The organism is Streptomyces sp. NPDC002787, assembly GCF_053592095.1.
Map to the genome: position 1 here is coordinate 64,010 of NZ_JBSFVC010000028.1, position 25,122 is coordinate 89,131.

Consider the following 25,122-nt stretch of genomic DNA (forward strand, 5'->3'; position numbering starts at 1 on the left):
AGTCAAGTTTGACTGCCATGGGCGAAGGTGAGCGGTGAAGCGAAAAGCGATCGAGGGGAAGGTCCCGATGGCGGACGCGGCGATCACTGTTGAAGGGGTGCGCAAGACCTACGGCGGCGGAAAGAGCGGCAAGGGCGACCAAGGGGGCAAGGTCGCCCTCGACGGACTCGACCTACAGGTGGCGCGTGGCACCGTGCACGGGGTGCTCGGGCCCAACGGCGCGGGTAAGACGACCCTGGTCAGGATCCTGGCGACCCTGCTGCGGCCCGACGCGGGCCGGGTCGAGGTCGCGGGGCACGATGTGGTGGCGCAGGCACGAGACGTGCGCTTCCGCATCGGCCTGCTCGGCCAGCACGCCGCGCTCGACGAGGAGCTCGGCGGCCGGCAGAACCTGGAGATGTTCGGCCGCCTGTACCACCTGGGCGCCCGCCACGCGCGCGTGCGGGCCGACGAACTCCTGGAGCGGTTCGGCCTCGGCGACACCGGCCGCAAGGCCGTCAAGCTGTACAGCGGCGGGATGCGGCGCCGCCTCGACCTCGCCGCGTCCCTCATTACCGAACCGGAGGTGCTCTTCCTGGACGAACCGACGACCGGCCTCGACCCGCGCGGCCGCACCGAGGTCTGGGACTCCGTCCGCTCCCTGGTCGGCGGCGGTACGACGGTCCTCCTCACCACCCAGTACCTGGAGGAGGCCGACCAGCTCGCCGACCGGATCTCCGTGGTCGACGGCGGCCGGGTCGTCGCCGACGGCACGGCGGACGAGCTCAAGCGCCTGACCGGCGGCGACCGCATCGACATCGTCCTGCGCGACGCCAGGCAACTGGGCGCAGCCGTCGCCCTGTTGCCCGTCCCCGAGGACGACGTCTCGGTCGACACCGACCGCCGCCGGCTCAGCGCCCCGGTCACCGACCGCATGACGGCCCTCACCACGGTCGTACTGGCCCTCGCGGACGCCCGCATCGAGGCCGAGGACATCGCCCTGCGCCGCCCGACCCTGGACGAGGTGTTCCTGCACCTCACCGGGGACGACCGTACGAAGGAGGCCGTACGCGCATGACCACGACGACACCGACGACCACCCACACGGGCGTGGGCGTGCACGCGTTGATCGACTCCTGGACCATGACCCGCCGTGAACTCGCCCACTGGGCGCGGCAACCGGTGCAGCTGCTGGTCGGGCTGGTCTTCCCCGTGATGCTGCTGCTGATGTTCGGCTATCTGATCGGCGGCGGCCGCGGGGTGACCGGCGACTACCTCGACTACCTGGTCCCCGGCATGCTCGCGCTCACCATGGCCTTCGGTCTGGAGGGCACGATGCTCGCCGTCACCCAGGACCTCAACAAGGGGGTGATCGACCGCTTCCGTTCGATGCCGATGGCCAACGGGGCGGTCCTGGTGGGCCGTTCGGTCGCGGACATGCTCCAGTCGGCGGTGGGCCTGGCCGTTCTCATGGCGGTCGCCTTCGCGCTCGGCTGGCGCGCGCACGGCGGGCCCGCGGCCTTTCTCGGCGCGGTCGGACTCCTCCTGCTCTTTCGCTTCGCCATGCTGTGGATCGGCATCCACCTCGCGATGCTGGCTGGCCGACCCGAACTCCTCACCGCCGTACAGATCCTCGTCTGGCCGATCGGCTTCCTCTCCAACGCCCTCGCCACCCCCGCCTCCATGCCCGGCTGGCTCGGCACGGTCGTCGACTGGAACCCGATGTCCCACACGGCGACGGCCGTACGCCACCTGTTCGGCACGCCGGGCGTCGAAGCCCCCCACCTCTGGACAGCGATCGCCTGGCCCCTGGCCTTGCTGGCGGTGTTCTTCCCGTTGGCGGTCCGTAGGTTCGCCCGCCTGAGCAAGTAGGGCCCCGGGCAGAAAAGCACGGGGCGCAGCCCCGGCTTTTCTGCAGGGGCGCCGGGAACTGCGCGAGAACCCCCACCGAACCCGCACGCACCCACCCCGAACCGCCCACCCCCTAGTGGTGAAACCCCGTCGCCGCTCCCCTGTCCCGCACCGTCGGCCCCGACTGCCGCCGAAGCTCGGGCAGCAACCGCCCCAGATCCTCCAGGAACAACCCCGCCAGATCGGAGGTGAACCCGTTCCGGCACACCACCCGCAGCACGGACAGATCCTCCCGGTTCTCCGGAAAGGTGTACGCCGGCACCAGCCACCCCCTCTCCCGCATCCGCCGGGCCACGTCGAAGACGTCGAACGCGCTCACCCCCTCCGCCGTCGTGAAGGCGAACACCGGCAACTCGTCCCCCCGAGTGAGCAGCCGGAAGTCACCGAACCCCCCGATCTCCTCCGCGAGCCCCCGCGCGACATCCCGCGTGGACTGCTGCACGGCCCGGTACCCCTCCCGCCCGAGCCGCAGAAACGTGTAGTACTGCGCGACGACCTGCGCCCCGGGCCGGGAGAAGTTCAGCGCGAACGTCGGCATGTCCCCGCCCAGGTAGTTGACCCGGAACACCAGCTCCTCCGGCAACTCCGCGGCGGACCGCCACAACGCCCAGCCGACCCCCGGATACACCAGCCCGTACTTGTGCCCCGAGGTGTTGATCGACGCCACCCGGGGCAGCCGGAAGTCCCACACCAGCTCCTCGTCGAGAAAGGGCGCGACCATCGCCCCGGACGCGCCGTCGACGTGCACGGGCACATCCAGACCCGTACGTTCCTGAAGGTCGTCGAGGACCGCGCACAACTCGGCGATCGGCTCGTACGACCCGTCGAAGGTGGAGCCGAGGACGCCCACGACCCCGATGGTGTTCTCGTCGCACAGCGCGGCCGCGGCCGCCGGATCGAGATGGAACCGGTCGCCCTCCATGGGCACCTGCCGGGCCTCCACCTCCCAGAAGTTGCAGAACTTGTCCCAGCAGACCTGGACGTTGACCCCCATGACGAGATTGGGCCGGGCCTCCGGCGAGGGATACCGGTCGGCGTTCCGCTTGGCCCACCGCCGCTTGAGGGCCATCCCGGCGAGCATGCACGCCTCACTGGACCCGGTGGTCGAACAGCCGACGGCGGCGGCCGGGTCCGGCGCGTTCCACAGATCCGCGAGCATCGACACGCACCGCCGCTCCAGCTCGGCCGTACGCGGGTACTCGTCCTTGTCGATCATGTTCTTGTCCCGGCACTCACCCATCAGGACACCGGCCTCCGGCTCCATCCAGGTGGTGACGAAGGTGGCGAGGTTCAGCCGCGCGTTGCCGTCCAGCATCAGTTCGTCGTGGACGAGCTGATACGCCGTCGAAGGGGCCAGCGGGGCATCCGGCAGCCGGTGTCGGGGCGGGGCCTCGGCCATCCCGCCGACCGGGTTGGCCTGGCCGTAGAAGGGGTTCACGGGGAGCCGGTGTCGCTCGTCGCGGTCGTGTCCGTCCTGCGGGGCGGCGCTGTCCCATCGGTGCAGTGGCATGCCTTCGACGGTAGGTCCGGCGGGGAGCCCGCGCACGTCACCGCAGCGTGTAAGGGGTGCGAGTGGCCTGTGGGCATGATGTGTGGTTCGTCGCCCGCGTCCATTACGCTGCCGAGGCACACCACGGGGGACAAGAACAGACACGGCAGGCGGAGTTGAGCGCCCTGTGGATCCACACGCGTTGACCGGGGAGGGACGGCGAGTTGCCCACCCTTGAGTACTTGATCAATGAGCGGCCCGCGCTGCGGCTGCGCTTCCTGCAGCCCGGCCACGCGTCCCGCTACGGCGCGACCAGGGTCACCGATGTCGTGGCCCGGCCGGTGACCGAGCCGCCCCACCCGCTCGGCGACTCCTCGTTCGAGAACGGGACGCTGTTCCTGGTCACCCTGGACACACCCCAGCTGTCACGAACCGGCGTCCAGACCCTCGACCACCTCATCCGCCTCCTGGCCCGTGACAAGGCGGCCGGGCTGGTGCTCAACACCCCCGGCCACGACCTCCGGACCCTCCCCGAGGCCACCCTCGCCGCCGCGAACCGCCTCCAACTGCCCCTGCTGGCGACCTCCGCCGAGACCACCGCGTGGGACCACGTCAACGAGGATCTGCGGCTGCGGCGCGCCCAGTTCGCGGAGCGGCAGGTCGCCCACCTAGACGGTCTCCTGAACCGGCTGCCGGCCCGGCTGGCCGACCCCACCGCCGTACGGCGCATCGTCGACTGGCTCTCCGTCGCCCTGGACGCCGAGGTCCTCGTCTCCTCGGTCCGGCGCGGCGTCCTCGCGGCCGCGCCCGACAGCGCGCCCGCCGGTCTGGCCCACGCCGTCATCACCGGCGCCCACGAGGCCACGCCGGGCGCCCCGGGGACCACGCCGGGCGCCCCCGGCGGCGCCATGCACACCAGGATCGTGTCCATATCCCCGGGCGGCGACGACGAGGCCCGCCTGGCCATCGCCTCCCACACCCCCTTCGACAGCGCGGGCACCACCCTCGTCCAGCACGCGGCCAAGCTCCTGGGACTGTGCGACCAGGCCCGCCGGGAGCACCAGACCAGGGTGGAGACCCCGCGAGCCGTACGGCACGCCGCGTTCCAGCTGCTCATGCGCGGCGAAACGGTTCTGGCGCAGGTCGTCTACACGGGCGCCGCACAGGCCCTGCTGGACACCGACACCGCCCGGGTCTTCGTCGTCGACACGGGACCGCAGGAGCGCGAGGAGACCCTGAGCTGGTGCGAGCGGGCCCTGGCGGAACAGGCCATCGTGTCGGCCTGCCCGGGCAAGCCGAAACACATCCTCATCCTCGACCCCGTCCGCGACAGCGACCGGGTCGAGACGGTCCTCAAGGACATGATCGCCGCCCGCCAGGGCCATCTGCTGGGCCAGAGCCGGCCGCACCCGCTCGCCGAGACCGCGGTCGGCTATCTGGAGGCGCTGACGGCGGTGGGCGACGCGGCCGGGACCCCGCACCGCATCGGGCTCGGCGGCTCCAAGGCCAAGTTCGCCCCACTGCTGCCCAGGCGGGAGGCCAGGGCCTGGGCCGCCGCCCTCATGTCCCCGCTGCTCGACGCCTTCCCGGGCCGGGGCGACGAGCGGAAGCTGCTGCTCGAAACCCTCCCGACCGCCCTCAGCTTCAAGCACACCGAGGCCGCCGGCGGCCTCGGCGTCCACCGGAACACCGTCACCCAGCGCCTCAACAGGGCGGGGAAGATCCTCTCCCTCGACCTCCGAGGCTCGGCCAACGACCGCATCCTCGTCCTCCTGGCCCTCGACATCCTCGCCCTGCCGCACCCGCCCGGCCCCGCCGGGATGCCCGCCCCCGCCGAGGAGGCACCCGACTTCGCCGCGCTGATGGCGGCCGGCGCGGCGGACGGCGGGCCCCGGGCCTGGGCGGAGGAACGGCTCGGAGCCGTACGGGCCGATCAGCGGGATCTCGTCGGGACCCTCTGCGCCTGGCTGGAGAACAACCTCAGCACCAAGGAGACGGCCCGCGCGCTCGGGCTGTCCGAGGCCACCGTCCGCAACCACACCCGGGACGCGGCCACGCTCCTCGGCATGGACTTCTCCACGAAGATGGTCGGCATCACCGACACCGACGTGGTCACCGTCGCGGACATCGCCCTCGCCCTGCACGTCCTGCTGGGCCGTCCGGCACTGACCCAGCCGGCCCGCCGCTGACCCTGCCGGTTCACACCGGGAGGCGACCCTGTCCGCCCACCTGGCCGAACGCCTGGCCCGCACCCCCGTGACGGGCCACGCGTTTCGTCCACGGACACACCGGACCGAGCAGTGGCCGACTCGTCCGGACCGCCCCACGGGACGGCTCCGGACGAAGTGCGCCCAGCGTAGGAAGACCCCGGGGGAGCGGACCATTGCACATGTGCACGGTCTGCGCGCCGGGCCTTTGCGTTGTGCACAGTGAGACGCCTGTGACAGATGAGCAGTGCGTTTCGCGAAGGTCCCGCCTTGCGGAAGTGCACAGTCCGCTACGCTCCCGCGCCCGCCGACGGATCCCGGCGTACGGGGCGGGCCAAAGGACTTGCACCTCACGTGACGTGAGGACCCAGCCTGGAACGCGTACCGAGAAAGGGAGCGGAAGCATGAGCTACACCGTGGGGCAGGTCGCGGGCTTCGCCGGGATCACGGTGCGCACGCTGCACCACTACGAAGAGATCGGTCTGCTCGTAGCGAGCGAGCGCACCCACGCGGGTCACCGCCGCTACGGAGACGGCGACCTCGACCGGCTCCAGCAGATCCTGTTCTACCGGGAGCTCGGCTTTCCCCTCGACGAGGTCGCGACCCTGCTCGACGACCCGGACGCGGACCCGCGTGCGCATCTGCGCCGCCAGCACGAGCTGCTGACCGCCCGGATCGAGAAGCTGCAGCAGATGGCCGCGGCCGTGGAGCACGCCATGGAGGCACGCAGGATGGGCATCAACCTCACCCCCGAGGAGCGGTTCGAGGTCTTCGGCGACAAGGACCCCGAGCAGTACGCCGAGGAGGCCGAACAGCGCTGGGGCGGCACGGAGGCGTACGCCGAGTCACAGCGCCGCGCCGCCACGTACACCAAGGAGGACTGGAAGCGCATGCAGGACGAGGTGGCCGACTGGGGCGCGCGGTACGACGCCCTGATGACCGCCGGCGAGGAGCCGACCGGCGAGGCGGCCATGACCATGGCCGAGGAACACCGGCAGCACATCTGCGGATGGTTCTACGACTGCCCGTACGAGATGCACCAGGGCCTCGGCGAGATGTACGTCGCCGACGAGCGCTTCAAGGCCTTCTACGACTCCATGCGCCCCGGGCTCGCCGAGCATCTGCGGGACGCGATCAACGCGAACGCGGCCCGGCGGCGCCCCTGACCGCACCGCTGACCACACAGCTTGGTCTCGGTGCGCCCACAGGGCACTCTGGAGGAACCGGTGGAACCTATGGGCGTGACCGTGCGTTGATAGCTTTGGTCACCCCTATGGGTCCCGCCCCCTGTGCGACCCGCCTTTGGGTCCTCACCCACAGGCCTTCACTTTCTCTCACCCCCAGGAGTCCGGAACCGTGCAGACGATCGCCCTCGGACCGAGCTGGCTGGATCCGGACTACCTGCTCAACTCTTTCGGCATCTGGGGCCTGCTCCTGATCGTGTTCGCCGAGTCCGGCCTGTTCTTCGGGTTCTTCCTGCCCGGTGACTCGCTGCTGTTCACGGCCGGCATGCTCATCACGTCCGACACGCTGGACTTCCCGCTGTGGCTGGCGATCGTGCTGATCTGCGTCTCGGCGATCCTGGGCGACCAGGTGGGGTACATGTTCGGCAAGAAGGTCGGCCCCTCGCTCTTCAGCCGTCCCGACTCCCGCTTCTTCAAGCAGGAGAACGTCACCAAGGCCCACGAGTTCTTCGAGAAGCACGGCCCGAAGTCCCTGATCCTGGCCCGCTTCGTGCCCATCGTGCGGACGTTCACGCCGATCATCGCGGGCGTCAGCGGCATGCGGTACCGCACGTTCCTCGTCTTCAACGTCGTCGGCGCCATCCTCTGGGGTGCGGGTGTCACCCTCCTCGGATCGTGGCTCGGTCAGATCGAGTTCGTCCACAAGAACATCGAGGCGATGCTGATCCTCATCGTCTTCATCTCGGTCCTTCCGATCATCTTCGAGCTCCTCAAGGCGAGGAAGGCGAAGAAGAACCAGCCCCAGCAGTCACAGCAGCCCCCCGCCGCCCCGGTCCTGGACGACGCGACGACCCAGCTCCGCCGCATCCCCTCGACCGACCAGCCCCAGCAGCAGCCCTACGACCAGAACCAGGGCTACGGCAACCAGGGTTACGACAACCAGGGCTACCAGCAGCAGGGCTACCAGGAGAACTACGGCTACCAGCAGCCCCCGCAGCAGCCCTACGCCCAGCAGTACCCGCAGGGAGGCCAGTACCCCCAGGGCGGCCAACACCCCCAGAACCAGAACCAGCAGGGCTACCAGGACCAGGACTACCCGCGCTACTGACAACCAAGGTCCCGCGCCCCGCTTTTCAGGGGCGCGGGGCTGTGTCTATGTGCGGCTCCGCCGCGTGGGCGCGAGAAGCCCCACGAACCCGCGGCCGCCAACACCCCCGCACCCCCGAGCTGTCGGGCGCTCAGAACCCCCGCGTCCTCTTCGCCGCCTTCCGGCCGGCCCGCGCAGCCCCCGGCAGGAACAGCCGGAACGTCTCGGACCCCAGGTTCACCCCGATGGCAATGGCCATGGCCAACGCCGCGGCCTTGGTGAGCGAAACCAACCCCGCGTCCACATCGTTCTGCGCGAAGGCCAACAACCCGAAGTACGTGGCCGATCCCGGCAGCAGGGGCCCGATCGCCGCGGTCGTGTAGGGCAGCGCGGAGGCGAAGCGGTACCGCGACAGCAACTGCCCGAACAGCCCCACCACCCCCGCGGCCACCGCCGTGGACGCCACCGGCGAGATCCCGCCCGCCTCGTGCATGGCCCCGTACACGGCCCAGGCGACGCCCCCGTTGAGGGTCACCGCCAACACGGTGGATCGTTCCTGCTGAAGCAGGATCGCGAAGGTCAGCGACAACAGCATCGACGCCCCGAGCTGCCACAGCGGCCGGTCGGCGCTGCCCAGCGCCGCGTCGGGGTTCAGCTCCGCGCCCAGCTTCACACCGAAGTACAGGACGAGCAGCACCCCCACCACGATGCCCACGAAGAGGTACATGACCTCCAGGAGCCGGGCCGACGCGGTGATGTAGAAGCCGGTCAGCCCGTCCTGCACCCCCGCCACCAACGCCCGCCCCGGCAGCAGCGCGAAGAGCCCACCGGTGACGACGGCGGACGCCTCCACGTCCACATGGGCCACGGTCAGCGCCACCCCGATCGCGGCCGGAGGCATCGCCGCCACCAGGAACTGGTAGAACTCCGGCAGCCCCCGCCCCGAGCACAGCCACGCCAGCCGGTCGCCCAGCATCGCGCCCACCGCCGCGGCGACGAAGACGACGACCCCACCGCCGACCAGCGCGGACGCGGCGCCCGCGAGCAGTCCGCTCGCCGCGGTCAGCGCCCAGCCGGGATACGGGTGCCGGTTACGCCGTATCTCCGCGAGCCGCCGGTACGCCTCCTCCAGCGAGATCGCGGTCTCCGGGTCGCTGAGGTCGTCCACCAGCCGGAAGACGGCCGCCAGCCGGTTGTAGTCGGTGGCCCGGCGCCGGACGATCCTCGACGCCGTGACCGGGTCGTCCACGAGCGACGGCTGGTAGGTGACCGACAACTGGGTGAAGGTCACGGTCGGCTCGCAGCGGTCGAGGCCGTAGGACCGGCAGACGGCGAACATCGCCGCCTCCACGTCCTCCGCGCCCTCACCGCCCGCGAGCAGCAGCTCGCCGATCCGCAGGGTGAGGTCGAGCACGCGCGGCACGGCCGGCCCCGACTCGCCCTCGACGCGCGCCGCCGCCCACTCCGGCGCCGGCCGTTCCGCCACCGGCATCCGCAGCATCGTGCGCATCCGGTCCTGCCAGGGCACGTCCTTGGTCAGGCTGACGGCCGGAATCCCGCTGGGCGGCGTGAACGCGACCGGCGCGTGCCGCGCGCTGTAGGTCCGGGGCACGCTGAACGCGGACCCCTCCTGGTCGACGGCGACCGGCTCGGGCGGCGCCAGCCCCTTCGGCAGGGCGAACTCGGAGGTCGTCTGCGCCTCGGAATCCGCCCCGGCGGCCTGTACGTCCAGCCCGGCCGGGATCGCGAACTCCGAGGTCACCGACCCATCGCCGTCGATCCCCGGGGCGATCCCCACCTGCACGAAGGCGCTGCTCGCCTCGTCCGACACGGGCTTGCGGTCCTCCTTCGGACCACGGTCCTCGGGTTCCGTCACTCCCACTCCGCCGCGCTCCCTGTACGACACCTCCGGTACGCCTCAGTATGCGCACCGACAGGCACTGATACGCGAACGGGCCGCGCGCCCCACAAGGGAGCACGCGGCCCGTCCGTGACAACAGTCGGCAAGTCGGCCCGGAAGCTCAGTGGCCGCCCTGCTCCTTGAAGCGCTTGTACGACTTCTCGACCTCGGCCTCCGCCTCGGCGCGGCCGACCCAGTCGGCGCCCTCGACGGACTTGCCGGGCTCCAGGTCCTTGTAGACCTCGAAGAAGTGCTGGATCTCCAGGCGGTCGAACTCCGAGACGTGGTGGATGTCACGCAGGTGCTCCACACGCGGGTCGGTTGCCGGGACGCACAGCAGCTTGTCGTCGCCGCCGGCCTCGTCCGTCATCCGGAACATGCCGATCGCACGGCACTTGATGAGGCAGCCCGGGAAGGTCGGCTCGTCCAGGATGACCAGCGCGTCCAGCGGGTCGCCGTCCTCGCCGAGGGTGTTCTCGACGAAGCCGTAGTCGGTCGGGTAGGCGGTCGAGGTGAAGAGTCGACGGTCCAGGCGGATCCGACCGGTCTCGTGGTCCACCTCGTACTTGTTCCGCGAACCCTTCGGAATCTCGATCGTGACGTCGAACTCCACCGGTGGCTCCTCCATGATCAACACATAGTTCTGGTGGTTAAGTGTCCCTCACGCAGGTGTGTGATCGCGAAAGGGGCTGGTGGTCGTGCCTGAGCCGAAGGTCTGGCGGGCCGCGAGACCGCATGTGGTGCGGGTGGTGCGGGGCGTGAAACCGGGGATCGTGCGCGTGACGCACGCCGTGAAACCCGGTGCCGCGCGCGTCGCACAGGTGGTGAAACCCGGTGTCGTACGCGTCGCGAGCGCCGTCACGGCACACTCTTCGCGGCTCGCGGGGAACACGAAGAAGCTCACGACCCTCCAGTTCACCGCCGGTGCGGCCACCTTGGGGCTGGTGCTCTCGGCCGGGGCGGTGGCCGCCGCCGGACCCTGGGACTCCTCCGGTCAGCGTACGGCCGAGCGTGACTGGGCGGCATCGCGGGGTGGCGAGGGTGGCACAGATCACGGACGTAGTTCCGGTACGTCCTCCGGTACGTCGGCGGGGGCGCCCAAGCCCGCGCCGAGCGCTGCCTCCGTGCTGGCCGGCCTGGGCGGTGACTCCGGCGCGGGCTCGGCCCCCCGATCGGCCGCCCTGGCCGCCGCCCTCGACCCCTTCCTGAACTCCTCCGTCCTGGGCCCCCGCCGAGCGGCCGCCGTCGTCGACGTCGAGACCGGCGAGCAGCTGTACGCCCAGAACGCGGACGACGCGGTGACCCCCGCCTCCACCACCAAGATCGCCACGGCCGCCGCGGCCCTCTCGGCGACCGGCCCCGACCACCGCATCGAGACCCGTACGGTCCTGGAGCCCGACTCCACCGAGGTCGTCCTCGTCGGCGGCGGCGACCCGACCATCAGCGCCCACGAGGACACGGACGGTTACGCGAGCCTGCGCGCCCTGGCCGACGAGACGGCCGCCGCCCTCGGCAAGCGTCACCTGAACGAGATCACCCTCACCTACGACGCCTCCCTCTACGAGGGGCCCGTCAGGCACTCCATCGGCGAGAACGACAACCTCGCCCCCGTCACCGCCCTCATGGTCGACGAGGCCCGCCTCGACGGCTCGTCCAGCGGCACGGCGAAACGCGGCCAGGACCCGGCGGCGGACGCGACCGCGAAGTTCGCGGACCTCCTGGAGGAACGGGGCATCAAGACGACGACCGACGGCCCTGCCGAGGCGGCAAAGAACGCCGAGGAGCTCGCGGCCGTCCCCTCCGCGCCCCTCTCCACGCTCGTCGAGCGCATGCTCACCAACAGCGACAACGACATCGCCGAGGCCCTGGCCCGCCAGGTCGCCCTCGCGACGGGCGAGCAGCCGAGCTTCGAAGGCGGCGCGGCGGCGATCAAGAAGGAACTCAAGAAACTCGAAGTGCCCCTGGACGGCGTCGAGTTCGCGGACGGCAGTGGCCTCAGCCGAGGCAACGAACTCACCCCCGCCCTCCTCACCGCCCTCCTCGCCAAGTCCGCGTCCCCCTCCCACCCCGAACTCCGCCCCGTCCTCACCGGCCTCCCGGTGGCCGGCTTCACCGGCACCCTCAGCTCCCGCTACACCGCCGATGCCGCCGGCACCGGCGTGGTACGCGCCAAGACGGGCACCCTGAGCGGCGTGAACACCCTCGCCGGGACTGTCGTCGACGCGGACGGCCGCCTCCTCTCCTTCGCCTTCCTGGCAACGGAGACGGACCTGATGAACACGAGACCGGCACAGCAGGCCCTGGACGGAGCAGCCTCGACCCTGGCGACATGCGACTGCCGTTGAGGTGCGCTCCTGAATCGGCCGGAGGCCATGAAAGGGGCGCGGGGAACTGCGCGAGCAACCACAACCCACCCGCACCCGAGTCACAAGCGCGACCACGCCCCGCCTCACGGCCTGCCCCCAGCGGCAGCGCTCACGTACGGTTGACAACATGACTCGTATCGGTGGTGCCGAGATGGTCGACTGGAATCTCGCGGTGGCGACCGCGACCCGGCTCGTACGGCCGGGCCCCGAGGTGAGCCGCGACGAGGCCAGGGCCATCGTCGCCGAGCTCCGCCGGCACGCGAAGGCGTCGGAGGGGCACGTCCGCGCGTTCACACAAATGCTCCCCGACACGGGCGACGACACCCCCGTCCTCGTGGTGGACCGCCCCGGCTGGGTCCGGGCCAACGTCGCCGGCTTCCGTGAGCTGCTGAAGCCACTCCTCGACAAGATGCAGGAACGTCGCGGCAACACCCCGGGCGGGGCCGTCCTGGGCGCGGTCGGCGGCAAGGTCACCGGCGTGGAGCTGGGCATGCTCCTGTCGTTCCTGGCCTCCCGCGTCCTCGGCCAGTACGAGACGTTCGCCCCGGCGACGCGTGAGCTGCCGGCGGGCGAGAACGGCGGCGGCCGACTGCTCCTCGTCGCGCCGAACATCGTGCACGTGGAGCGCGAACTCGACGTACAGCCCCACGACTTCCGCCTCTGGGTGTGTCTGCACGAGGAGACGCACCGGACGCAGTTCACGGCGGTCCCCTGGCTGCGGGACCACCTGGAGGGTGAAATCCAGTCGTTCCTGGGGGAGACCGAGGTCGACCCCACGACCTTCCTGGAGCGCATCAGGGAGGCGGCCCAGTCACTCGCGGGTGGCCGGCCCGAGGGAGAGGTCGGCGACGACGGTCACTCGATCGTGGAGTTGGTGCAGACCCCCGCCCAGCGCGAGATCCTCGGCCGGCTGACCGCCGTCATGTCCCTCCTGGAGGGCCACGCCGACTTCGTGATGGACGGCGTCGGTCCGGCGGTCGTGCCGTCGGTCGCCGAGATCCGCGAGAAGTTCCAGCAGCGGCGCGCCAAGGGGGCCTCGCGTCTGGACCAGGCCCTGCGCAAGCTGCTGGGTCTGGATGCCAAACTCAGGCAGTACCGGGACGGCGAGCGGTTCGTACGGGCGGTCGTCGAACAGGTCGGCATGGACGGTTTCAACCGTGTGTGGACCTCCCCGAACACCCTGCCCACCAAGGCGGAGATCGCCAAACCGGCGGACTGGGTCGCGCGGGTGCATCGCAAGGCGGAGTCGTGAGCCGCGCGCGAGCGGGGTGAACGAATCCGGCCGACGGCAGGCGAACGCCCCACCAATCACCCGTCCGAGGGACCGTGAGCCATGGGTAGGCGTGCAATGCTCGGGGAACGGCCCGGTTCTGTCACCATCTACACACTCTGAGTGACCGAGCTCGGGCTCACCTCCCGACAATTTCATGAAGGGAACCGGACATGGGTCCCCACCCCGCGGTCGCGGCGATACGCCTGGCGGTCCGCCGCGTACTCCACGACCTCCTCACCGAACACCACACGAACACCACCCTGGACGCGCCCGCCCACGCGACCCCCGGCGCGCCCTCGCTCACGAGCGCACAACCGGTGCCCGCGCCCCCCACGGCCGTACCCCCCGCGGCCGTGCCCTCGGCGGCCGCGCCCCCCAGAACCACGCTCAGCGTCTCCGCGCGCGCGGAGACCGCCGCCGAGGGGCAGCCGCTCGTGCTCGTGGCGTGCTCCGGCGGCGCCGACTCCATGGCGCTCGCCTCCGCCCTCGCCTTCGAGGCGCCCAAGCTCGGCGTCCGCGCCGGTGGCATCACCGTCGACCACGGACTGCAGCCCGGCTCCGATCTGCGCGCCGAGGAAGTCGCACTGCGCCTGAGGGAACTCGGCCTCGACCCGGTCGAGTCCGTCGCCGTGACCGTCGGCCGCGAGGGCGGCCCCGAGGCAGCCGCCCGTGACGCCCGCTACACCGCCCTGGACGCCGCCCTGGAACGCCACGGAGCCATCGCCGTCCTCCTCGGCCACACCCGCGACGACCAGGCCGAAACCGTCCTGCTCGGCCTCGCCCGCGGCTCCGGCATCCGCTCCCTGTCCGGCATGGCCGCGGTCTCGGGGGCCGACGGCCGCTACCGCCGCCCCTTCCTCCAGCTCGACCGGCAGACCGCCCGCAAGGCCTGCATGGCCCAGTCGCTGCCCGTCTGGGACGACCCCCACAACGCCGACCCGGCCTACACCCGCTCCCGGCTCCGGCACGAGGGCCTGCCCGCCCTGGAGAAGGCGCTCGGCAAGGGCGTCGTCGAGGCCCTGGCCCGTACGGCCCAGCTCTCCCGTGACGACGCCGACGCCCTCGACACCTGGGCCCGCCAGGCCGAGGCGTCCGTCCGCGACGCCGCGGGCCTGCTGGAGTGCGCCAAGCTCTATGCCCTGCCGCCCGCCGTACGCCGCCGCATCCTGCGCCGCGCCGCCATCGAGGCCGGTGCCCCGGCGGGTTCCCTCTTCGCCCGGCACATCGAGGAGGTCGACCGTCTCATCACCGGCTGGCGCGGTCAGGGGGCCATCAATCTCCCCGGCCGGGTCGTCGCCCAGCGGCAGGGTGGCAGACTGGTGATTCGGCAAGGCTGAAACCGGACGCCGACGGGGCCCCTCACACGGGCCCCGGCCCCCTCGAACGGGACGGGCGTCCGGGAGCGGCCCTGGGACGACCGACCGAAAGTGATGCGGGTGGACGCGAAAGACATGGGTGCCGACCTCAAAGAGGTACTCATCACAAAGGAAGAGATCGACGCGAAGCTGGCGGAGCTGGCCGCGAAGATCGACACGGAGTACGCGGGCAAGGACCTGCTCATCGTCGGAGTCCTCAAGGGCGCGGTGATGGTCATGGCGGACCTCGCCCGGGCGCTGTCCACCCCGGTCACCATGGACTGGATGGCCGTGTCCTCCTACGGCGCGGGCACCCAGTCCTCCGGTGTGGTGCGGATCCTCAAGGACCTCGACACCGACATCAAGGGCAAGCACGTCCTGATCGTCGAGGACATCATCGACTCGGGCCTGACCCTGTCCTGGCTGATCTCCAACCTGGGCTCCCGCGAGCCCGAGTCGCTGAAGATCTGCACACTGCTGCGCAAGCCCGACGCCGCCAAGGTCGCCATCGACGTGGAGTGGGTCGGCTTCGACATTCCCAACGAGTTCGTCGTGGGCTACGGCCTCGACTACGCCGAGAAGTACCGCAACCTTCCGTTCGTCGGTACGCTCGCGCCCCACGTCTACGGCGGCTGAGCCCCCGTCCTCACGAGGACGGGCCAGTCTGTGTAAGACGCCCGGGAACCCCAGCGGGTTTCGCGCCGTTGGAGCATGCGAGGACGGTATTGCCATCGGTCCCCTGCGGCTTCGGGTGCCAATGCTGGGGTACCGTCCGAAGAACAGTCTTTTATCAAACTCACTATGGCAGGAGGGACGGGGCGACACCGCTCCGTATGGATGGACGTGAAGCGATACTTCCGTGGGCCAGTCATGTGGATCGTGCTGGCCGTCCTTGCCGTGGTCGTGTTGATGCAGGTCGTCGGCTCGTCCGGCGGCTACAAGACGGTGGACACCGGCCAGGTCGTCCAGGCGATCAATGACAACAAGGTCAAAGAAGCCAAGCTGACCACCGGCGAAGAGTCGACCATCAAGGTTCAGCTCAAGGACGGCCAGAAGATCGAGGACAGCTCGAAGATCCAGGCGAGCTACATCGGCGACCAGGGCGTCACCCTCGCCAACACCCTGCAGGACAAGTTCCAGAACAAGCAGATCCCCGACGGCTACACGGTCTCCCCGACCAAGCAGAACGCTTTCGTCGGCATCCTGCTGTCTCTGCTCCCCTTCGTCCTCATCGTGGTCGTCTTCCTGTTCCTGATGAACCAGATGCAGGGCGGCGGCTCCCGGGTCATGAACTTCGGGAAGTCCAAGGCCAAGCTCATCACCAAGGACACCCCGAAGACGACGTTCGCGGACGTCGCGGGCGCGGACGAGGCCGTCGAGGAGCTCCACGAGATCAAGGAGTTCCTGCAGGAGCCCGCCAAGTTCCAGGCCGTGGGCGCCAAGATCCCCAAGGGTGTGCTGCTCTACGGCCCGCCCGGAACGGGCAAGACGCTGCTCGCGCGCGCCGTCGCCGGCGAGGCGGGCGTCCCCTTCTACTCGATCTCCGGTTCCGACTTCGTCGAGATGTTCGTCGGTGTCGGTGCCTCCCGGGTCCGTGACCTCTTCGAGCAGGCCAAGGCGAACGCCCCGGCGATCGTCTTCGTCGACGAGATCGACGCGGTCGGCCGCCACCGCGGCGCCGGCCTCGGCGGTGGTCACGACGAGCGCGAGCAGACGCTGAACCAGCTGCTCGTCGAGATGGACGGCTTCGACGTCAAGGGCGGTGTGATCCTCATCGCCGCGACGAACCGCCCGGACATCCTCGACCCGGCGCTGCTGCGTCCGGGCCGCTTCGACCGCCAGATCGCCGTCGACCGCCCGGACATGCAGGGCCGTCTGGAGATCCTGAAGGTCCACCAGAAGGGCAAGCCGGTCGCGCCCGACGTCGACCTGTCCGCCGTCGCCCGCCGCACCCCCGGCATGACGGGTGCCGATCTGTCCAACGTCCTGAACGAGGCCGCGCTCCTGACGGCCCGCAGCGACCGCAAGCTGATCGACAACCACATGTTGGACGAGGCGATCGACCGTGTGGTCGCGGGCCCGCAGAAGCGGACCCGGATCATGTCGGACAAGGAGAAGAAGATCACCGCGTACCACGAGGGCGGACACGCCCTGGTCGCGGCGGCCTCGCCGAACTCCGACCCGGTCCACAAGATCACGATCCTGTCGAGAGGCCGTGCCCTCGGCTACACGATGGTCCTGCCGGACGAGGACAAGTACTCGACCACCCGTAACGAGATGCTCGACCAGCTCGGCTACATGATGGGTGGCCGCGCCGCCGAGGAACTGGTCTTCCACGACCCGACCACGGGCGCCTCGAACGACATCGAGAAGGCCACCAACCTGGCCCGCGCGATGGTCACGCAGTACGGCATGACCGAGCGTCTCGGCGCCATCAAGTTCGGCGGCGACAACAGCGAGCCGTTCCTCGGACGTGAGATGGCTCACCAGCGCGACTACTCGGAAGAGGTCGCCGCGCTCGTGGACGAGGAAGTCAAGAAGCTCATCGAGAACGCGCACAACGAGGCCTGGGAGATCCTGGTCGAGAACCGCGACGTCCTCGACAACCTGGTGCTTCAGCTGCTGGAGAAGGAGACGCTGGGCAAGGAGGAGATCGCCGAGATCTTCGCCCCCATCGTCAAGCGTCCGCCCCGGCCCGCCTGGACCGGCTCCTCCCGCCGCACGCCCTCCACCCGTCCGCCGGTGCTCTCCCCGAAGGAGCTCGCACTGACGAACGGCGCCAACGGCGCGACGCCGTCGATCACCGCCAAGGCGCCGGTCGAGGTGACGCCGGAGGAGAGTCCGGAGAGCTGACGCCCACCCGGTGAGAACCGGCCACCGGAAGCCCCGGCTCCCGGCCCCGGCCGCCTCATCAGGACCGGAATGGATGCCGCGCCCCCCTGGATTTAGCCTGGGGGCGCGGCATTTTCGTATGGCCGAAAGATGAGACGCGTAACCCGTACGCGTCGCAGGCTCAGGATCGAGGCACGACATGACCGACCCCGTGACGCTGGACGGCGAGGGCACCATCGGCGAGTTCGACGAGAAGCGCGCCGAGAACGCCGTACGGGAGCTGCTGATCGCGGTCGGTGAGGACCCGGACCGGGAGGGGCTGAGGGAGACGCCGGCGCGGGTGGCGCGGGCGTACCGGGAGATCTTCGCGGGGCTGTGGCAGCAGCCGGAGGACGTGCTGACCACGACGTTCGACCTCGGTCACGACGAGATGGTGCTGGTGAAGGACATCGAGGTGTACAGCACCTGTGAACATCATCTGGTGCCGTTCAGGGGCGTCGCCCATGTCGGGTACATCCCGTCCACCAGCGGCAAGATCACCGGCCTGTCGAAGCTGGCGCGGCTCGTGGACGTCTATGCCCGGCGCCCGCAGGTGCAGGAGCGGATGACGACGCAGATCGCCGACTCGCTGATGGAGATCCTGGAGCCGCGCGGCGTGATCGTGGTCGTGGAGTGCGAGCACATGTGCATGTCGATGCGGGGCATCCGCAAGCCCGGCGCGAAGACCATAACGTCGGCGGTGCGCGGCCAGCTCCGGGACGCGGCCACCCGCAACGAGGCGATGAGCCTCATCATGGCCCACTGACCGTTCCCCGGTGCCGGGAGCGGCGGAACACGGCCGGTGCCGGGGGCCTAGGCTTTACGCATGAGCAAGCAGAACCGGCGTGGGCATGTCGCCGGAATGCCCGAGTGGGACCGTTGCGCGGTGATGGGTGTCGTCAATGTCACCCCGGACTCGTTCTCCGACGGCGGCCGCTGGTTCGACACCACGGCGGCCGTGAAGCACGGACTGGACATGGTGGGGGAGGGCGCGGACCTGGTGGACGTGGGCGGTGAGTCGACCCGTCCCGGTGCCGTCCGCGTCGACGAGGCGGAGGAACTGCGCCGGGTCGTCCCGGTCGTGCGGGGACTGGCCTCCGAGGGCGTCACCGTCTCCGTGGACACCGTGCGCGCCTCCGTCGCCGAGCGGGCCCTCGCTGCCGGTGCCGCCCTCGTCAACGACGTCAGCGGCGGCCTCGCCGACCCCGCGATGGTCCCGGTCGTCGCCGACGCGGGCGCCCCCTTCGTGGTGATGCACTGGCGCGGCTTCCTCCAGGGCGGCAACGTCAAGGGCGTCTACGAGGACGTCGTCGCCGAGGTCCTGGACGAACTGCGCGCGCGCGTGGAGGCGGTTGTGGAGGGCGGTGTCGCGGCGGACCGCGTCATCGTCGACCCGGGCCTCGGCTTCTCCAAGGACGCCGAGCACGACCTCGTCCTCCTCGCCCACCTCGAACGACTGCACGGCCTCGGTCACCCCCTGCTGGTCGCCGCCTCCCGCAAGAGGTTCCTCGGCCGGGTCCTGGCGGGCCCGGAGGGCTCCCCGCCGCCCGCCCGCGAACGGGACGCCGCGACGGCCGCCGTGTCCGCCCTCGCCGCCCAGCAGGGCGCCTGGGCGGTCCGGGTGCACGAGGTCCGCGCCACCGCCGACGCGGTCCGGGTGACCCGCGCCATCGAAGGGGCCCGGGAGCGGTGAGCGCTCCCCACACCGACGTCGAACAGGTCGAACTCGCCAACCGCGCCTTCTACGAGGCGATGGAACAGGGCGACTTCGAGACGCTCTCCTCGCTCTGGCTGGTCCCCGCCGACGTGGGCGTGGACGAGGAGTACCACGACCCCGCCGAGGCCGGCGTGATCTCCTGCGTGCACCCCGGCTGGCCGGTCCTCACCGGGCGCGGCGAGGTGCTGCGGTCGTACGCGCTGATCATGGCGAACACGGAGTACATCCAGTTCTTCCTCACCGACGTGCATGTGTCGGTCACCGGGGACACCGCGCTCGTCACCTGCACCGAGAACATCCTCAGCGGCGGTCCGGCACCGGACGGCAGTGACGAGCTGGGGCCGCTCGTGGGCCAACTGGTGGTCGCCACGAATGTGTTCCGTCGCACATCCGACGGCTGGAAGCTCTGGTCGCACCACGGCTCTCCCGTGCTGACCGAATCCGACGACGACGAAGGCGAGGAGTCACCTTCCTGAGTGGGCAGGCGGTCCTCACGGGCCAGGAGGTGATTGGGAACACGGGACCGCGGGTATGGGCGGCTTCCGACCCGTGAGCCGTCGTGTTCCCTCGGGGAAACGCTCGATGAACCCTGTCTGTACGAGGGGGGACCCGAGCGTCCGTGGGGGAGCGCTGTCGGTGCCCGCAGGTAGATTCGGGTGTGGCCGGTGTGCCGACCGCACCCGCAGGACATCGGCCGTCACCGACGACCGCAGGGTCGTCACCGACGATTGCAGGAGTGATTCGCGTGGATCGTGTCGCGCTGCGCGGCCTCAGGGCCCGTGGGTACCACGGGGTGTTCCCGCATGAGCGCGAGGAGGGCCAGACCTTCGTGGTGGACCTCACGCTGGGTCTGGACACCCGGCCGGCCGCGGCCGACGACGACCTGGCGAAGACCGTGCACTACGGGATCGTGGCGGAGGAGGTCGTCGGCATCGTCGAGGGCGAGCCGGTGAACCTCATCGAGACGCTCGCCGAGCGCATCGCCCAGGCATGCCTGAAACACGAGGGGGTCGAGGAGGTCGAGGTCAGCGTCCACAAGCCGAACGCGCCGATCACGGTCCCCTTCGACGACGTGACCGTCACCATCACCCGGAGCCGAGTATGACCGCGTTCTTCACCGAGGGTCAGAGCGACCCGACCGTACAGCCGGTGCCCGCCTCCGTCGTGCAGAAGGTGGACGAGGCCGACACGACCCTGCACAACCCCCGCCGGGCGGTGATCTCCCTCGGCTCGAACCTGGGCAACCGCCTGGAGAACCTCCAGGGCGCCATCGACGCGCTGGAGGACACCCCGGGCGTCCGCATCAAGGCCGTGTCGCCGGTGTACGAGACCGAGCCGTGGGGTGTGGCGCCGGGCAGCCAGCCGTCGTACTTCAACGCGGTCGTGGTCCTGAAGACGACGCTGCCGCCCTCCTCGCTGCTGGAGCGGGCGCAGGCGGTCGAGGAGGCCTTCCACCGGGTCCGGGACGAGCGCTGGGGGCCGCGCACGCTCGACGTCGACATCGTCGCGTACGCGGACGTGGTCTCCGACGACCCGGCGCTGACGCTGCCGCATCCGCGCGCGCACGAGCGGGCGTTCGTCCTCGCCCCGTGGCACGACGTGGAGCCGGAGGCGCAGCTCGCCGGCCGAGGCCCGGTCGCCCTGCTCCTCGACGGCATCACCCGCGACGGCGTGGCGCCCCGCGCCGACCTGGAACTCCAGCTGCCCGAGTAGTCGTTAAGGTCTACCGGGTCGGGATCATCACCCGACGCCGTCGGGACCCCCGGCCGGGCCGACCACCCGGTCCCGCGGATCCCGGCGTCCGTGGACCATCGGGCTCGTCGAAGGGGCATCGTGAAAGAGCTGCGCATCAGGACGCTGGCCGCGGTGTTCGTCGTGGCGGGGGTGCTGTCCTGGGCCGGGGCCCGGCTGTGGAACTCGGTGGGCACGCTGCCGAGCGTCCCGCTGGCCGCCCCCATCGTGCTCGCCCTGATCGCCACCGTCCTGACGGCCACCGCGCTGTCCATCCGCAGCCGGCTCAAGGCCCAGCGGGAGCGCCGGCCCGACGCCAAGGGCGTCGACCCCCTGATGGCCGCCCGCGCGGTCGTCTTCGGCCAGGCCAGTGCCCTCGTCGCCGCCCTCGTCTCCGGCATGTACGGCGGCGTCGGCGCCTTCCTCCTGGAGTCCCTGGAGATCCCCGCCCGCCGCGACCAGGCCATCTACGCCGGCTTCTCCGTCCTCGCGGGCATCGCCGTCATAGTGGCCGCCTTCTTCCTGGAGCGCGTCTGCAAACTCCCGGAGGACGACGACACGAACGGCGGGGCGGCGCGGGCGGCGTAGCCCCGGGCGCGAGGCGTCCGGCCCGCCGTGGGCGGGCCGGACCGTTCACGCGGCGCCGCGCGCCGAGTGTTCCGCGGAGCGCACCGCATGGGCGCAGGGGGCCGGAGCCTTCGCGCGGCGGCGCAGCAGGCGGGGCAGGGCGAGGTTGACGAAGCCCTCGGCCTGCATGGCGGCGAGGCCTATGCGGGGCAGGTCGCGTGAGGCGGCGTAGACGACGAAGCGGGGCTCCCAGCGGGGGCGGAACTTGGCGTTGAACTTGTACAGCGACTCGATCTGGAACCAGCGGGAGAGGAAGACCAGCAGCCCGCGCCAGGCACGCAGCACCGGGCCCGCGCCGATCTTCTCGCCCCGGGCCAGGGCCGAGCGGAACATCGCGAAGTTCAGGGAGACCTGCTTGACACCCAGGCGGGGGGCCGCCTGGAGGGCCGCGACGATGAGGAGTTCGTTCATGCCGGGGTCGGCGGAGCGGTCGCGGCGCATCAGGTCCAGGGAGGCGCCGTCCGGCCCCCAGGGCACGAAGTGCAGTACGGCCTTGAGGTCGCCGTACGGGCCCGGGACCTCGTCCGCCTTGTGGGCCGTGGCTATCAGGCAGTCCCCGTCGGCGGGGTCGCCGACGCGGCCGAGCGCCATGGAGAACCCGCGCTCGGTGTCGGTGCCGCGCCAGTCCTCGGCGGCGCGGCGGATCCGGTCCAGCTCCGCCTCGCCGAGGTCACGGACGCGTCGTACCCGGGTCTCGTAACCGAGCCGCTCGATGCGCTTCACCATTTGACGCACGTTGCGCATCGCGCGTCCGGTGAGGGAGAAATCCGCGACGTCCACCACCGCCTCGTCGCCCAGTTCGAGGGCGTCGAGGCCGGTCTCGCGGGTCCACACCTCGGCGCCCGTCTCCGAGCAGCCCATGACGGCCGGGGTCCAGGAGTGGGCCTTCGCCTCGTCCATGAAGCGCTCGATCGCGCCGGGCCAGGCCTCGACGTCGCCGATCGGGTCGCCGCTGGCGAGCATCACGCCGGAGACGACGCGGTACGTCACCGCCGCCTTGCCGCTCGGCGAGAAGACGACCGCCTTGTCGCGGCGGAGCGCGAAGTGGCCGAGGGAGTCGCGGGCGCCGTGCTTCTCCAGCAGGGCGCGCAGCCGTACCTCGTCGTCGTCGGTGAGGCGGGCGGCCGGGTGCTCGGGGCGGAAGGCCAGGTAGATGGTGGTGATGGCGGTCAGCAGACCGAGGGCGCCGAGGGAGAAGGCCACCGTCCAGGACGTGTCGCCGGCGTAGCCGACCGGGCCCTCGAAGCCGAACAGGCCGTAGATGACGTGTTCGAGGCGGGCCGCCAGGCTCGGGTCGCCGACCATACGGCCGGGGTGGGCGCTGACGACGACCAGGCCGAGGACGATCGAACCGGCACCCATCAGCATGAAGTTGGCGAGCGCCCGCCAGCGGCTGGTCGGGTCGGGCAGGGCGCGGAACTCGTCGCGGTGGCGCAGCAGCGGGATCAGCAGCGCGAGGGAGACGAGGACGCCGATGAGTGAGTGACGGTAGGTGAACTGGGCGATCGCCCCGGCCGGCAGCAGGATCACGGCCGCGCGCCAGGCCCGCCGCTTGCGCCGGCGCAGACCGTGGGCGAGCAGGAGCAGCAGGACGCCGGCGCTCAGGGAGAGGGCCGCCGCGAACGGGCCGAGCGCGCCGGGCAGCACCTCCGCCAGCGCGTGCATACGGCTGTTCCGGAACCGGGGGAACACACCCGCGGCGATGTCCACGAGCCCGACGAGCGTGCAGGCCCTGGCCACCAGTGCGGGCACGGCCTCGGGGCGCGGCCCGCGCAGCACGCCGCGCAGGGCGCTGGTCCTCGTGCGGCGCGTCGCACTGTGCGTCGTGCCGCTGGTCGTCGTGCCGCTGGTCGTCGTGCTGTTACTCGTCTTGCCGCGCGTCGCGCCGTTCACGCGCTGGTCGGCGTCCGGCGGGTTCCGGTCCGACCGGACCGGAACCCCACCCGACTTTTCCCCATCTGTCCTGACAGACATCGCATCCCGTAGTTCCGCGAGAGAGCTTGGATCCGGTGCCTTTCCGGCATCCGGCGACATTGCGCCCTCTAGGACGACGCCTTGCCGACGGAGGTTCACTCTCCAGCGGAAAGCTGAACCAAAAGGCAAGGAAAGACAAGGAAAGAAAGGGCGGCGGGAGACAACCCGATGGGTCTTACGAGCAACAAGGTGCTGGCGTTGGCGGTCCTGTCCGCCGTGCTGCTGTTCATCGGCACGGTGTGGCTGTGGCCCCGGCTGGCCCGCCGGGGCTGGCGGGCCGTCGCCGGACGGATCGGCGTGCTGCTGGCCACACAGGTCGCCCTCTTCGCGTCGGTCGGCCTCGGCGCGAACCAGGCCTTCGGGTTCTACGCCAGCTGGGCCGACCTCCTCGGCCAGGAGACGGGTCAGGGCGTGGTCGTCGACCACGACGGCGCCGACACCGGCGGGCCGTTGCGGGTCGTCGACACCCAGCAGGTGAACGTGGCCGGCGGGGCCCGCCCCACGGTCGGCGGCCAGATCCAGAAGGTCGAGATCGTCGGCCGTACGAGCCGGATCGCCAGCCCGGCGTACGTGTACCTGCCACCGGAGTACTTCCAGCCCCAGTACCGCACCCGCACCTTCCCCGCCGCCGTCGTCCTCACCGGCTACCCGGGCACCGCCGAGGCGCTCATCAAGGGCCTCCACTTCCCGCAGACGGCCCACAAGTTGGCGCGGGACGGCAAGGCGCAGCCGATGATCCTGGTCATGCTGCGGCCGACGGTGGCTCCGCCGCGCGACACCGAGTGCGTGGACATCCCCGGTGGACCGCAGACCGAGTCGTTCTTCGCCAAGGACCTGCCGGACGCCGTGGGCCACCACTACAGGGTCGGTAAGAAGCCGGGGAGTTGGGGCATCATCGGCGATTCCACCGGCGGCTACTGCGCGCTGAAACTCGCCGTCCACCACCCGAAGGTGTACGCCGCCGGCGCGGGCCTCTCGCCCTACTACAAGGCACCGATCGACGCGACGACCGGCGATCTCTTCCAGGGGAACAAGACCCTCCGGAACGAGGCCGACCTGTTCTGGTATCTGAGGCACCGACCGGCGCCGGACACCTCTCTGCTGGTCACCAGCAGCAAACAGGGGGAGACCAACTACAAGGCCACGACGGAGTTCATCGAGTTGGTGAAGGCGAAGCAGCCGACACGGATCTCGTCGATCATCCTCGACAGCGGCGGACACAACTTCAACACATGGCGGCGGGAGATACCGGCGACGCTGCAGTGGATCAGCGGGCGGTTGAGCGACCGGTGAAGGGCCGGCAGGTCACGCGTCGGTGGCGAGTCGGCCACGGGTTCGGCAATTCGTCGAATTGCCCGGCGGGGGATAGAGGCAGATGTGGCCAAGGCGTATCTGGATTCAACGGGGTTGATCCAGTAGAGGAGTCGCCGGTGGGCGCATTGGCGCGCCGG

Annotated in this window: 21 protein-coding genes; 17 read left to right on the plus strand and 4 right to left on the minus strand. The window is 70.6% G+C overall.

Going from position 1 to position 25,122, the window contains the following annotated elements; translation table 11 throughout:
- The first annotated feature begins 67 nt into the window (after positions 1-67).
- Together ACWD26_RS33205 and ACWD26_RS33210 are read left to right on the plus strand one after the other, a co-directional pair.
- Positions 68-1,057, plus strand: a complete 990-nt coding sequence (locus ACWD26_RS33205) for an ATP-binding cassette domain-containing protein (protein WP_451275727.1) — start codon at positions 68-70, stop codon at positions 1,055-1,057.
- Positions 1,054-1,851, plus strand: coding sequence for an ABC transporter permease (locus ACWD26_RS33210; protein ID WP_451275667.1), 798 nt, complete (start codon positions 1,054-1,056; stop codon positions 1,849-1,851). Before ACWD26_RS33205 ends, ACWD26_RS33210 begins: the two co-directional genes overlap by 4 nt.
- A gap of 112 nt (positions 1,852-1,963) precedes the next feature.
- Here the strand turns inward: ACWD26_RS33210 and ACWD26_RS33215 are convergent, their stop codons facing one another.
- Complete coding sequence (locus tag ACWD26_RS33215) at positions 1,964-3,400, minus strand: glutamate decarboxylase (RefSeq protein ID WP_451275668.1); 1,437 nt, start codon at positions 3,398-3,400, stop codon at positions 1,964-1,966.
- A gap of 221 nt (positions 3,401-3,621) precedes the next feature.
- Between ACWD26_RS33215 and ACWD26_RS33220 the strand changes: the two genes are divergently transcribed.
- The 3 genes from ACWD26_RS33220 to ACWD26_RS33230 all read left to right on the plus strand — a co-directional run bounded on the left by ACWD26_RS33220 (position 3,622) and on the right by ACWD26_RS33230 (position 7,878).
- The gene (locus tag ACWD26_RS33220) at positions 3,622-5,568 is read left to right on the plus strand and encodes a helix-turn-helix domain-containing protein (RefSeq protein WP_451275669.1); all 1,947 of its coding nucleotides are present in this window, start codon (positions 3,622-3,624) and stop codon (positions 5,566-5,568) included.
- 422 nt (positions 5,569-5,990) lie between these two features.
- On the plus strand, positions 5,991-6,752 hold the full coding sequence (locus ACWD26_RS33225; RefSeq protein WP_451275670.1) for a MerR family transcriptional regulator: 762 nt from the start codon (positions 5,991-5,993) through the stop codon (positions 6,750-6,752).
- A gap of 190 nt (positions 6,753-6,942) precedes the next feature.
- Positions 6,943-7,878: a DedA family protein gene (locus tag ACWD26_RS33230; protein ID WP_451275671.1), complete on the plus strand. Its 936-nt coding sequence runs from the start codon at positions 6,943-6,945 to the stop codon at positions 7,876-7,878.
- Between the two features lie 130 nt (positions 7,879-8,008).
- On the opposite strand, the gene ACWD26_RS33235 is transcribed toward ACWD26_RS33230, so the two are convergent.
- Both ACWD26_RS33235 and ACWD26_RS33240 read right to left on the minus strand, forming a co-directional pair.
- Positions 8,009-9,739 (minus strand): threonine/serine ThrE exporter family protein, encoded by a 1,731-nt coding sequence (locus tag ACWD26_RS33235; protein WP_451275672.1) that lies wholly within the window; start codon positions 9,737-9,739, stop codon positions 8,009-8,011.
- A gap of 139 nt (positions 9,740-9,878) precedes the next feature.
- Complete coding sequence (locus tag ACWD26_RS33240) at positions 9,879-10,370, minus strand: inorganic diphosphatase (RefSeq protein ID WP_048819635.1); 492 nt, start codon at positions 10,368-10,370, stop codon at positions 9,879-9,881.
- 79 nt (positions 10,371-10,449) lie between these two features.
- Here ACWD26_RS33240 and dacB point away from each other — a divergent pair, with 79 nt between their 5' ends.
- The 11 genes from dacB to ACWD26_RS33295 all read left to right on the plus strand — a co-directional run bounded on the left by dacB (position 10,450) and on the right by ACWD26_RS33295 (position 21,658).
- Positions 10,450-12,102, plus strand: a complete 1,653-nt coding sequence (gene dacB, locus ACWD26_RS33245) for a D-alanyl-D-alanine carboxypeptidase/D-alanyl-D-alanine endopeptidase (protein ID WP_451275673.1) — start codon at positions 10,450-10,452, stop codon at positions 12,100-12,102.
- Between the two features lie 148 nt (positions 12,103-12,250).
- Complete coding sequence (locus ACWD26_RS33250; RefSeq protein ID WP_451275674.1) at positions 12,251-13,375, plus strand: zinc-dependent metalloprotease; 1,125 nt, start codon at positions 12,251-12,253, stop codon at positions 13,373-13,375.
- 191 nt (positions 13,376-13,566) lie between these two features.
- The gene (gene tilS / locus ACWD26_RS33255) at positions 13,567-14,733 is read left to right on the plus strand and encodes a tRNA lysidine(34) synthetase TilS (protein ID WP_451275675.1); all 1,167 of its coding nucleotides are present in this window, start codon (positions 13,567-13,569) and stop codon (positions 14,731-14,733) included.
- Positions 14,734-14,826: 93 nt separating this feature from the next.
- Entirely contained in the window at positions 14,827-15,387 is a 561-nt protein-coding gene (gene hpt / locus ACWD26_RS33260; protein ID WP_451275728.1) for a hypoxanthine phosphoribosyltransferase, read from the plus strand.
- A 201-nt stretch (positions 15,388-15,588) separates the two neighbouring features.
- Positions 15,589-17,604: an ATP-dependent zinc metalloprotease FtsH gene (gene ftsH, locus ACWD26_RS33265; RefSeq protein WP_451275676.1), complete on the plus strand. Its 2,016-nt coding sequence runs from the start codon at positions 15,589-15,591 to the stop codon at positions 17,602-17,604.
- Between the two features lie 178 nt (positions 17,605-17,782).
- Positions 17,783-18,388, plus strand: a complete 606-nt coding sequence (folE, locus tag ACWD26_RS33270; protein WP_184905107.1) for a GTP cyclohydrolase I FolE — start codon at positions 17,783-17,785, stop codon at positions 18,386-18,388.
- A 60-nt stretch (positions 18,389-18,448) separates the two neighbouring features.
- Positions 18,449-19,315: a dihydropteroate synthase gene (gene folP, locus ACWD26_RS33275; RefSeq protein ID WP_451275677.1), complete on the plus strand. Its 867-nt coding sequence runs from the start codon at positions 18,449-18,451 to the stop codon at positions 19,313-19,315.
- Positions 19,312-19,815 carry a nuclear transport factor 2 family protein gene (locus tag ACWD26_RS33280; protein WP_451275678.1) on the plus strand — a complete coding sequence of 168 codons (504 nt, stop codon included), beginning with the start codon at positions 19,312-19,314 and terminating at the stop codon, positions 19,813-19,815. The genes folP and ACWD26_RS33280 overlap by 4 nt, the downstream gene beginning before the upstream one ends.
- 269 nt (positions 19,816-20,084) lie before the next feature.
- Positions 20,085-20,444: a dihydroneopterin aldolase gene (gene folB, locus ACWD26_RS33285; RefSeq protein WP_451275679.1), complete on the plus strand. Its 360-nt coding sequence runs from the start codon at positions 20,085-20,087 to the stop codon at positions 20,442-20,444.
- Positions 20,441-21,052: a 2-amino-4-hydroxy-6-hydroxymethyldihydropteridine diphosphokinase gene (gene folK / locus ACWD26_RS33290; protein WP_451275680.1), complete on the plus strand. Its 612-nt coding sequence runs from the start codon at positions 20,441-20,443 to the stop codon at positions 21,050-21,052. Before folB ends, folK begins: the two co-directional genes overlap by 4 nt.
- Positions 21,053-21,172: 120 nt before the next feature.
- A complete protein-coding gene (locus tag ACWD26_RS33295; RefSeq protein WP_451275681.1) occupies positions 21,173-21,658 on the plus strand; it encodes a DUF3180 domain-containing protein in 486 nt (161 codons plus the stop codon).
- Positions 21,659-21,703: 45 nt separating this feature from the next.
- Here the strand turns inward: ACWD26_RS33295 and ACWD26_RS33300 are convergent, their stop codons facing one another.
- Entirely contained in the window at positions 21,704-23,485 is a 1,782-nt protein-coding gene (locus ACWD26_RS33300) for a phosphatidylglycerol lysyltransferase domain-containing protein (protein ID WP_451275729.1), read from the minus strand.
- A gap of 354 nt (positions 23,486-23,839) precedes the next feature.
- Between ACWD26_RS33300 and ACWD26_RS33305 the strand changes: the two genes are divergently transcribed.
- Entirely contained in the window at positions 23,840-24,964 is a 1,125-nt protein-coding gene (locus ACWD26_RS33305; RefSeq protein ID WP_451275682.1) for an alpha/beta hydrolase, read from the plus strand.
- Positions 24,965-25,122: the final 158 nt, after the last annotated feature.

What these genes read in the sequence shown, in the direction of transcription:
- ACWD26_RS33225 (WP_451275670.1), top strand. Translation starts at nt 5,991, where the DNA reads ATGAGCTACACCGTGGGGCAGGTCGCGGGCTTCGCCGGGATCACGGTG.
- ACWD26_RS33305 (WP_451275682.1), top strand. Translation starts at nt 23,840, where the DNA reads ATGGGTCTTACGAGCAACAAGGTGCTGGCGTTGGCGGTCCTGTCCGCC.
- ftsH (WP_451275676.1), top strand. Translation starts at nt 15,589, where the DNA reads ATGGACGTGAAGCGATACTTCCGTGGGCCAGTCATGTGGATCGTGCTG.
- folE (WP_184905107.1), top strand. Translation starts at nt 17,783, where the DNA reads ATGACCGACCCCGTGACGCTGGACGGCGAGGGCACCATCGGCGAGTTC.
- folP (WP_451275677.1), top strand. Translation starts at nt 18,449, where the DNA reads ATGAGCAAGCAGAACCGGCGTGGGCATGTCGCCGGAATGCCCGAGTGG.
- ACWD26_RS33215 (WP_451275668.1), bottom strand. Translation starts at nt 3,400, where the DNA reads ATGCCACTGCACCGATGGGACAGCGCCGCCCCGCAGGACGGACACGAC.
- folK (WP_451275680.1), top strand. Translation starts at nt 20,441, where the DNA reads ATGACCGCGTTCTTCACCGAGGGTCAGAGCGACCCGACCGTACAGCCG.
- tilS (WP_451275675.1), top strand. Translation starts at nt 13,567, where the DNA reads ATGGGTCCCCACCCCGCGGTCGCGGCGATACGCCTGGCGGTCCGCCGC.
- ACWD26_RS33250 (WP_451275674.1), top strand. Translation starts at nt 12,251, where the DNA reads ATGACTCGTATCGGTGGTGCCGAGATGGTCGACTGGAATCTCGCGGTG.
- ACWD26_RS33210 (WP_451275667.1), top strand. Translation starts at nt 1,054, where the DNA reads ATGACCACGACGACACCGACGACCACCCACACGGGCGTGGGCGTGCAC.
- hpt (WP_451275728.1), top strand. Translation starts at nt 14,827, where the DNA reads ATGCGGGTGGACGCGAAAGACATGGGTGCCGACCTCAAAGAGGTACTC.
- ACWD26_RS33205 (WP_451275727.1), top strand. Translation starts at nt 68, where the DNA reads ATGGCGGACGCGGCGATCACTGTTGAAGGGGTGCGCAAGACCTACGGC.